Origin of the sequence: Streptomyces sp. NPDC048192, assembly GCF_043202415.1 — a bacterium.
In the GTDB taxonomy this organism is placed as follows: Bacteria; Actinomycetota; Actinomycetes; order Streptomycetales; family Streptomycetaceae; genus Streptomyces.
Genome location: NZ_JBIDAL010000030.1, coordinates 55,548 through 55,913, shown reverse-complemented (window position 1 = coordinate 55,913; position 366 = coordinate 55,548).

Below are 366 nucleotides of genomic sequence, written 5' to 3'. Positions count from 1 at the left end.
CCCGCGGAGCGGGTCCCTCCGGGCTGCGCCCGGAGCCAGCGAACACCCGCGCTGCGCGCGGGTGTTCCGCTCCCGCTCCGCGTGAGCGGAAAGCGGCTCGCTGCGCTCCCCGCTCAACGAGCCTGCTGCGCAGTCTCGTTACCGCTCCCTGCGCTGCGCTTCGGGAGCGGCACGCCCCGCGTTGCGGGGCGTGGGCCGGCCCTTCGGCCGGCTGGTGGCCTCCGCTTGCGCTCCGGTCACCGGTGACGCTTCGCGTCACTGGGCGTGCCATGCTTCGCGCGGCCCGATTGCGGGCCTGACGGCCCGGGCTGGCAGCAAGGGTGGGGGTGAGGAGGCTGGTGACTGGCCGTCAGAGTGGCAGACTGG